General features: G+C 32.2%; 9 protein-coding genes. 1 reads left to right on the top strand and 8 read right to left on the bottom strand.

Annotation, left to right across the window (positions count from 1 at the left end; translation table 11 throughout):
* Window positions 1-355: 355 nt before the first annotated feature.
* The 8 genes from VFS71_RS09175 to VFS71_RS09210 all read right to left on the bottom strand — a co-directional run bounded on the left by VFS71_RS09175 (window position 356) and on the right by VFS71_RS09210 (window position 8,626).
* Window positions 356-1,396, bottom strand: coding sequence for a carboxypeptidase-like regulatory domain-containing protein (locus tag VFS71_RS09175; protein WP_326400807.1), 1,041 nt, complete (start codon window positions 1,394-1,396; stop codon window positions 356-358).
* Window positions 1,397-1,472: 76 nt separating this feature from the next.
* On the bottom strand, window positions 1,473-2,093 hold the full coding sequence (locus VFS71_RS09180) for an L-threonylcarbamoyladenylate synthase (protein WP_326400809.1): 621 nt from the start codon (window positions 2,091-2,093) through the stop codon (window positions 1,473-1,475).
* 65 nt (window positions 2,094-2,158) lie between these two features.
* Entirely contained in the window at window positions 2,159-4,492 is a 2,334-nt protein-coding gene (locus tag VFS71_RS09185) for an ATP-dependent helicase (protein ID WP_326400811.1), read from the bottom strand.
* Window positions 4,493-4,860: 368 nt separating this feature from the next.
* The gene (locus VFS71_RS09190) at window positions 4,861-5,994 is read right to left on the bottom strand and encodes an acyltransferase (RefSeq protein ID WP_326400812.1); all 1,134 of its coding nucleotides are present in this window, start codon (window positions 5,992-5,994) and stop codon (window positions 4,861-4,863) included.
* A gap of 50 nt (window positions 5,995-6,044) precedes the next feature.
* Complete coding sequence (locus VFS71_RS09195; RefSeq protein WP_326400814.1) at window positions 6,045-6,863, bottom strand: glycoside hydrolase family 16 protein; 819 nt, start codon at window positions 6,861-6,863, stop codon at window positions 6,045-6,047.
* Between the two features lie 62 nt (window positions 6,864-6,925).
* On the bottom strand, window positions 6,926-7,345 hold the full coding sequence (locus VFS71_RS09200; RefSeq protein ID WP_326400816.1) for a DUF1801 domain-containing protein: 420 nt from the start codon (window positions 7,343-7,345) through the stop codon (window positions 6,926-6,928).
* A 219-nt stretch (window positions 7,346-7,564) separates the two neighbouring features.
* Window positions 7,565-7,876 carry a hypothetical protein gene (locus VFS71_RS09205; RefSeq protein WP_326400818.1) on the bottom strand — a complete coding sequence of 104 codons (312 nt, stop codon included), beginning with the start codon at window positions 7,874-7,876 and terminating at the stop codon, window positions 7,565-7,567.
* A gap of 357 nt (window positions 7,877-8,233) precedes the next feature.
* Complete coding sequence (locus VFS71_RS09210; protein WP_326400820.1) at window positions 8,234-8,626, bottom strand: YSC84-related protein; 393 nt, start codon at window positions 8,624-8,626, stop codon at window positions 8,234-8,236.
* Between the two features lie 407 nt (window positions 8,627-9,033).
* On the opposite strand from VFS71_RS09210, the gene VFS71_RS09215 reads away from it, so the two are divergent.
* Window positions 9,034-9,516, top strand: coding sequence for a hypothetical protein (locus tag VFS71_RS09215; protein WP_326400822.1), 483 nt, complete (start codon window positions 9,034-9,036; stop codon window positions 9,514-9,516).
* The last annotated feature ends 120 nt before the right edge of the window (window positions 9,517-9,636 follow it).

Consider the following 9,636-nt stretch of genomic DNA (forward strand, 5'->3'; position numbering starts at 1 on the left):
AATAAGCACAAAAAAAAGCAGAACGAAAGTCCCGCTTTATGCTTCTCCAATTTTTTTTTTAGCAACCAATTAATATAAATTAAGAATTACTGCTATAAATGTTTCTTAATAAGTTATTTTCTTAAATATTTCAGTAAATAAGACTTTTATTCTAAGTTATCTAATTAATTTTTCTTTAAAAAAAATAATATTTTTTTAAATAATTTCAAGACTTATCTTGCCTTCTGTACTTACAATTGATTCATTTTCAGATAAATTGTAATAAGTGATCAAGTGCTATCTTTATAGCTTCTCTATACTATCAAATTAAATATTTACATAAAAAAATAAATTTGGGTTCTTTACTAAGGTTTTGTTATTGGATGATTTTTTCAGGAACTGACATATAATTAAGAGGCAGCATATCTCCTACTTTTTCTTCTGAAATTTTTCCAGAAAAAATAATATTTTCTATGTTAGAATTATTTCCATATCTATCAATAGTAAAAGAATCTGTTTCAAAAATAATACTTGATTCCTCTTTTTTGTCAAATAAAATATCGTAAGAAGCAATAGTGTTTTTATTTTTATTTTCTCCTAACTGTTTTATTACCACTACTTTTATAAAATCTTTTTGTTTGTATATTTTAAAGCAATTATTTGCATTCACTTGTTGCTCATCATTTAATAATAAAAACTGCTCTCTGCTCCAAATATTATTTGCTAGATTGCTAAAAAAATGAATTTGAGAACCTTGATATGCTTTTTTTCTATTAATTAGAATTTCATTTGAATTATTTATTTCTTCAAAGCGGCTTAATCCTTTATAATAACTTAAAACTACATCATCTGTATTGATACTAAAATTATTAAATGTAACTTCAAAATTCTGTAATTCATAGTATATTTTATAACCTAAAGAAGGGCTTATAATTATTAAAGGTTTGTCTGAAAAAGCTTTCAGAGTAAAATTTTCCTTGTCGTATTTAAAATAGATATCTTCTTCATTTTCAATTAATGCAACTTTACCATTAGGTGTTGCTCCTAAAAAATGTTCTCTAAATATTTTTAGTTTTTGCTTTCTTGAAAATTCATCCTTTCTATTTACGACTACTTCTTTTAAAGAGTTTTTTGAGGCTATTAATTCTATATTAAGATCCTTGCTTGAATCAAAGTTTGAAAAATATTGGCTTTGATACCCCATAAAACTTATTACTAAGATAGTATTTGATTTTGGATAATAATTCAATGTGAAGTTTCCATTTTCATCTGAAATAGTTGAAATTGTGGTACCTTTATAGTAGATATTTGCACCAGATAGTGGTGTTTTATCGTTATTGAAAACTTTACCCTTAATATTTTGAGAAAAGGAGTTTATGGTCAGGATCAAAGAAAATAGTACAAATATGTTTTTCATATTATAAAATTGAAGTTAATTATCTTACTAATTAACGATATTTTTATGAATAATTATTGTTTTTGTAAAATTTTAATTATAAGATATCAAGACTTCCCTTACCTTCTCTAACTACAATAGGTTCATCTCCTGATAAATCGATAATAGTTGACCCAATATTATCGCCATAACCTCCATCGATAACTAAGTCTACCAAATTTTGCCATTTTTCAAAAATAAGCTCTGGATCGGTTGTGTATTCGATTACTTCATCTTCATCTCGAATGGATGTTGAAACAATTGGATTTCCAAGTTGACGAACTATTTCTAACACAATTGAATTATCAGGAACACGGATACCAACAGTTGTTTTCTTTTTAAACTCTTTAGGCAAATTATTATTACCAGGCAAAATAAATGTATAAGGCCCCGGTAATGCTCTTTTTAGCAGTTTAAACGTCGAAGTATCTATTTGCTTTACATAATCTGATAAGTTGCTTAAATCGTGGCAAATAAACGAGAAGTTGGCTTTTTCTAATTTTACTCCTTTTATTTTAGCAATTTTTTCAAGAGCTCGTGAATTGGTGATATCACAACCCAATCCATAAACTGTGTCAGTTGGATAAATCACCAAACCTCCGTCTTGAAGTACTTTTACCACTTTTGCAATAGCGGCTTCACTTGGTTTGTCTGGATATATTTTTATTATCTGAGCCATGTTATTTTTTGTTTAAATTTAAAAGAGTTTAGAAATTTTTTCTCTATCATCTTTTTTCTCTTTTCTTAACCGATGATATCCAATTTTGCAAAACGCAGTAATAATTTTTTTAAACCACCAACTTCAAACTTGATTTCCGCTTTTTTATCGGCGCCAACACCTTCGAGATTGATTACTTGTCCTTTTCCAAAACGTTCGTGCATTACCACATTTCCAGCAACTAGTGTATTGTCAAATAAATTAGCGCTTCCAGCTGAACTGCCACTAGAGACCGGTTTCAATTTCCGTAAATTAATATCCGACTTTGGTTCGTTATCTGCAACGTGTTTTGGTGGTGTACTTCCAATCGGTTTAGCCAAGCGCAATTTGGATTTATCCACATCTCCAAAAATATCACCATCAATCATTGGTTTGAAACGGTAATTGCTTTCGGCTGGTGTAAGGTATTCTAGGTATTGTCCATCAATTTCTTCAATAAAGCGCGAAGGCTCACTGTCCGTCAATTTTCCCCAGCGGTAACGTGATTGCGCATATGTTAAATATGCCTGATGCTCCGCACGAGTTAAAGCTACGTAAAATAATCGACGTTCTTCCTCGAGTTCACTTCGAGTGCTCATACTCATCGCACTTGGAAACAAATCTTCCTCCATTCCTACCACAAACACATGAGGAAACTCAAGTCCTTTGGCCAAGTGAATCGTCATCAAAGCTACACGGTCCTCATCGCTAGTATCTTTGTCCAAGTCGGTTGCAAGAGCCACATCTTCCATAAATTCAGATAAAGCACCGCGAGCGCCATCGACCTCTTTTTGACCTTCGGTAAAATCTTTTACTCCGTTCAATAACTCTTCTATATTCTGGATTCGTGCCATTCCTTCGGGAGTAGCATCTTTCTTTAATTCTTGAATCAAACCGGTCTTCTTGGCCACATGATCGGTAAGGTAAAAAGCATCCTGATTTTCGTTAATCACCTGAAAACTCTGAATCATAGTAACAAAATCAAGTAATTTTTGTTTGGTTCCTGAATTCAGTTTCAAGTCAATTCGCTCAATGTTTTGCATTACTTCAAAAATTGAACGCTTGTAATGATTGGCCGCAATAGTCAGTTTTTCAATAGTTGTATTCCCAATTCCTCGAGCCGGATAATTGATAACGCGTATCAAAGCTTCCTCATCTTTTGGATTAATCACCAATCGAAGGTAACACAACACATCTTTTACCTCTTTTCTTTGGTAAAAAGACAGACCTCCATAAATTCGGTACGGAATATCTCTTTTTCGTAACGCATCCTCTATGGCACGGGATTGTGCATTGGTACGGTACAAAACAGCAAATGCCCCATTATGCAAGTGATTAGTCATTTTTTGTTCCCAAATTGTACTAGCCACAAAACGTCCTTCTTCATTATCTGTTATACTGCGGTGTACTTTTATTTTAGGCCCAAATTCATTGGCAGTCCAAACAACCTTGTCTAGTTTTACTTTATTTTTATCAATGATGGTATTGGCCGCTTCCACAATATTTTTGGTCGAACGGTAATTTTGTTCCAATCTAAAGGTTTTTACTCCTTCATAATCTTTCTGAAAGTTCAAGATATTATTGATATTCGCACCACGAAAAGCATAAATACTTTGCGCATCATCTCCTACCACACAAATATTCTGAAATTTATCGGACAAAGCGCGAACAATCAAATACTGTGAATGGTTCGTATCCTGGTACTCATCCACCAAGAGGTAGCGAAAACGGTTTTGGTATTTTGCTAAAACTTCTGGGAAACGAGTTAGTAATTCGTTGGTTTTTAATAGTAAATCATCAAAATCCATCGCGCCGGATTTAAAACAACGATCCACATAATGTTGATAAATCTCACCCATTCTAGGCTTTTTGCTCATCGCATCTGCCTCTTGTAAATCGGGATCATTAAAATAGGCCTTTACTGTAATCAGGCTATTTTTAAAATTCGAAATTCTGCTCAAAACCTGTTTTGGTTTGTACACATCACGATCCAATTGCAATTCCTTGATAATTCCTGAAATGGCGCGTAATGAATCTTGAGAATCATAAATTGTAAAGTTTGAAGGATAACCCAAATGCTCCGCTTCCGAACGTAAAATTCGAGCAAAAACAGAGTGAAAAGTTCCCATCCACAGATTTTTGGCTTCACTGGCTCCAACAATATCCGAGATACGTTTTTTCATCTCCCTCGCTGCCTTATTGGTAAAGGTAAGAGACAAAATATTGAATGGGTCAACACCTTGGTGCATCAAATAAGCAATCCTGATGGTAAGCACACGAGTTTTTCCGGAGCCTGCACCCGCAATAATAATCATAGGACCATCCTTTTGTAATACAGGTTCGCGTTGTGCCTCGTTAAGTTGTTCTATATATTTTTGCATAGAAAAAATCAGTTTAATGCAAAAATAAGAATTTAAGAACGAATAAACGAGTCTTAACAGAATTCAGATAACAGAATTTAGTTGACAGTTTTCAGATAGGAAACTTCTAAATTAAATACTATACTTTTATCACAATGAAAAATCTGCAATCAGAATTCAATAATTTGCCTTCTAAAATCATATGGGCGTGACCACAATAGTAAAAGGGGCTTACAAAGACTATCTTCATTCGCCCCTTTCCCTATTGCGGTCGGGCTATCCAGGCTACTTTGGTAGCTTCCTTCTATCCGTCACGCGAGTTTACGCAAAACCAGAAATTTTGTTTGTTGGTACTTGTAATGATTTTTAAAACCTGTTTTTAAACAAAATTATTGAGCAGTTTCTAAGTTACCTTGTTTCGTTTTTATTCTTTTCTTCAAAAATTTTCTCGATTTGATTTCGACAAAATGATAGGTGAAATGTGCACTAAGCAATGTCAAACCCAAAAACAGCGTTACAAAAATTACTTTCATCTCAAGAGTTAGTGTTTCAATCCCGTAATTGGATTTTAAATAGGGCAAACAATACCAAAATACCATAAACCAAACGCCATGCATCATGTAGATGGAATACGAAATGTCTCCCAAGTATTTGAAAATTCTTGTTTCCAGAATTGTTTTTATTGTTCCGTTATTGTAGGCTGTAGCCAATAATAAAACACAAAAAGTTGGAATAACAAACAGATCGTTCCAACTAAAGTGAAAAATCATTGTTATAAAAACAAGTGCCAAAAGGAAGAAAATATTTTTTGAAAGCATATTTTTACCTAATCCTTTCTGATATATCTGATACAAAACAGCTCCCAAACTAAATTCAGTCACACATCTAACCCAGCCATAATCAAAGGTAATATCCAGACTGCCTTTCCAATATACCATAAAGCCCAAAATAACGACTGCCATAAACGCAAGAATTCCATTTTGCAACCAACTTTTCTTAAAAACAAAGGGGATAATAAAACAAGCCGCAAGATAGGTCCACCATTCGGCGCCAATTGACCATGACACTAGATTCCAGGACAAATAGGTATGTTGATTCATTGCATTAAGCAACAACAAATTACTAGGCAAAGCAGACCAAGACATAAATGTTTTCCAACTCCCATCAACAACCGCTGGTGAAATGATTGGAAATATAACTACAAAAGGAATGAGCAACAGTAGCGTAAAAAGATGTAATGGGTAAATGCGGCTAAATCTCGCCCACAAATATGTTTTGATAGTTTTCCATTTCCCAAAATGATTGGTCAAAGTTTCGCCATACACATGACTAATGATAAAACCACTCAACAAAAAGAAAAAATCGACCCATAAATACCCTTTGGCAAGGATTCCAGATGCTTCATGAGGAATGAGGGTGCCAAATTCGCGGTAAAAAATAATGACATCCATGTGGAAAAACATAACCCAAATGGCTGCTATGCCACGCATTGGTGTAAGAGAGTTGATGTAGTTGGTTTGCATATTCAATAAGTGTGGTTTATAAAATTGGTTTTGGTTATTAAAGTAAGGAATTAGACATGCTTATATCCTCGGACATAATCTATTTCAAAGTTCTTGGGGTAGATTTTTTCTTTGTCATCTTCTATTTCTGTGGGGATTTCATAAATGCCTGACATAAATTGCATCGGATAATTGGGAGATTGTTTAATCTCTCTGATTTTTTGGTTGTCAATATAAAAAGTTATTTTTTCAGGAGTCCATTCAGTTGAATAAATATGAAATTTGGTAACATCTATGTCAAAATCATCTTCATAAAAGGCTTCTTTTATTTTTGGGTCATTGAATTTATGAATTCCATAGCCAATTTTAGCTTTGTTTTCCTGAACGTTACAACCTTTAACTTCAAAGATGCAAATCTCAGCTGATTTCTCAGGGCTGTCTTCAAATCCAATCATCCACAACGCCACAACATTCGATTGGGTATCTAATGATTTGGCTCTAATTTCAAAAAAGCCATATTGTGGTAAATAGGTTTTGGCTGCGTTTTGCTTTTCTCTGACCAAACAATTTGGACTTACTTTGTGTTGTCCAATGGAACTTCCAACTTCTCCAGAAAAAACACCTGTTTGGATTGAAGAACATTTTATGTCTCCATTAAATTCGGGGCACCAAGGTTTTTGGTCCTGGGTTATTTGCAAAACTAAATTACCATTTTTTATTTCATATTGTGGCTGGGACATTTTTTTCGAACTCCATTGTGGCAAATAGAACGGCAACCAATTCTCGGTATCGATTGTATCTTTTTCAAATTCATCATTGAATTCCAAAACAAAATTTTCTTTTGTTTTGGAATTTGCTGGAAAATCATTTTTAGAAAACTGTAGTTTCATGTTGTACTAGAAGATTTGGTTTTTATTTTAAAGATAAAAATAGAAGTTATTTTGGTATAACATCAATTCGGATACAGCTCCTTAATTCGGGCAATCGATTTTTGTACTAATTGACCCAGTATAGTGATGTCAATATCTTCTAATTTTTGAATGTACAGACAGGTTTTACTGGTTTTATGTTTTCCTAATTGGGAAAGTAATGTTTCTTTATCTTCAAAAGTGGAAGCCAGATACACTGTAATAGCATTTTTTCGAGAGGCAAGCCCGGCAAGTGGTGCATTACCCTCATGACCACTTTCGTATTTGTAATTATAAATACCAAAACCAACGATAGCAGTTCCCCACATTTTCGGTTCAAAGCCTGATAGTTTGCTTAGTAAGTCGATTATTGACGAACAGTCTTCACGTCTTTTTACATCGCTTATGGATGTTAAAAAATCGGTGACACTATTTTCACTTTCAACTGTTTTATTTTTTGCCATAAAGCTGTATTAATCTTTGTATTTGAGTGGTTAATTAAACTAGATATTTAAAGATAAAAAAAAAGCTACGACTTTTGAAGGTCGTAGCTTTTAGTTTTTATATGTTCTAGATTTTTTTTGTTACGTTGTGTTACGAATTATAACTTCTTAATAGTAAAATAAATAATCAAATTGCTGTTATTGAGTGGTTAACGTATCAGTGATTCGGAATATTTATTTTTAGATGCTTTTTTTTAGAAAAAAAAAGAAAACAGTCAGTATCAAAAAAAGAAAAGTAAATTTCAAGAAAAGTAACATTCTTTCTGAAATTAAGTTTAATTCTGATTCATCGTCAAGGTATTCACTATTTATGAGTTTTGGTCTGCTATTATTGTTATATACTTTGACTTTTCCTTTAATTAGTTTAGACGGTGTTTTTTTCTTTTGTTTTTGCTCTACTATTGAATATTGATCATATGTGAATTCATTATCTTTTTGATTTATAAATTCTCTTATTTGATTCATATCATTTTCAGAAATTATATTTTTCATGATTACCGTTATTATAAATGATTGTACATAGTATTAAGCTTACATTACTGTCTCTTAATTTTTAAACCTGTATAAGTTTGAGTACAAGTATAATGCCAAATATTTATGATATTGAATTGAGACATAATATTTTAGATTTAAATTAACATCTTTTGTTGTGTAACTATTTGGTTTGTAGTAAAATAAATATAATTAAATGGCCTCGTCAGGTGATTATTTGAAGTCAAAATTTAATTACCTCTTCAGAAGGAAAATAAAAAAAGCCATGACATTTTTAAGATCATAGCTTTTAGTTTTTAATCGTTGCAATTTTTTATAAAACAATTATATTACTGTCATAGATTTCACTAGCAAAAATTATATTTTATTAAACTTAAACTTCTGACCACCAACGGATGCCTCATACATAAGTCCACCTTTTTGCATGGTGAATACCATAACACCATTAGTATATTTTGCATTTCCTGAGGCGCCGGCTTTGGCAGCTACTGCTGAGACTTGAGCTGCAAACTCAAATTTGCTTTCTTTAAATCGTTGCATTGCCGATTTTGATTCAAAAAATATTACCTCACGATAAGCTTGTCCTCCAGCCTGTAAACCAATACTCAATTGCGATAATTTAGCCATACCTATTAATGTGTTATTTTCATAAACAGCTCCGTTACCAGCTGCTCCTCCAACTCCCACTCCTCCCTTACCAACATTTGGAAAGATGACATAGCCGTAGGCATTGTCAAAAATTGATTTCATGAGATGATCGGTTTTAATGAACTCAGCTTTTGATGTATTGCTATCAGCTATAATTTTGTCTTTTTTAGAGTCTGATTGCCCGAATATAGATGTTGTGCTAATAACACAAATCATCAGTATTCCCCAAATAAAATTTAATTTTTTCATAGTATAAGTATATTAAATTGTTTGTGAAATTTCTTTTATCAAAGTTAATATAAACTTTTTGTATAATTGTTAAATCTATCTGATTATCAGTGTTATAAAAAACATATTTTTTATAAAGTTATGAGGTAAATAAGTCCCTTGATGCAATTATTTTATTGAGTTATTTGTCCTGCAAAATATAAAATACTGAATCTATTAATGCACGTTATTTATTCGTAAATTAGCTATGCTATTAGTTTATTAATTAAATCTGTACTACTATGAAAAATTTAGGCCTATTTTGTTTGTTATTGGCTTGTATTGGTCTCCAAAGCTGTAAAAAAAATGAAAATCCAAAAGATGTTGAAGCAGCCAAAGCCAAGGTTGAAGAGCCGATTAGTGTGGCGTGCTATAAAGCTTTGTATGAGAATGATACAATTGAATTAAAAATCAATACTTTAAAAGGTGATAAAGTTACTGGAGATATGGTGATGAAAATTATGGATATGCCAGTAAAAACTGGAAAAATTATGGGTGGGTTTCACGGAGACACCTTATTTGTAGACTACACTTTTTTTCAGGGAACGTATGATAAAAAGATATATAAGAATCCAATGGCAATGCTAAAGAAAGGTAATGAACTCATTTTAGGCAGCGGGAAAATAGAAACCTATTTGGGACGCTCTTATTTTGCCAAAGGCACACCTATAGATTTTGAAAAAGTGAAATATAAATTTACAACTGTTGAATGTGTTGATAAATGATTTATTAAAAAGGGGGAAATTTTTCCCCCTTTTTTGTTTTGTTAGAACGATTAATAATTTATATCCTAACTATCGACTTTTTTAGTTTTGTCAAAAAGGCTGAAATACATATACCAATTT

It is taken from the genome of Flavobacterium sp. (assembly GCF_035760125.1).
Taxonomy (GTDB): Bacteria; Bacteroidota; Bacteroidia; order Flavobacteriales; family Flavobacteriaceae; genus Flavobacterium.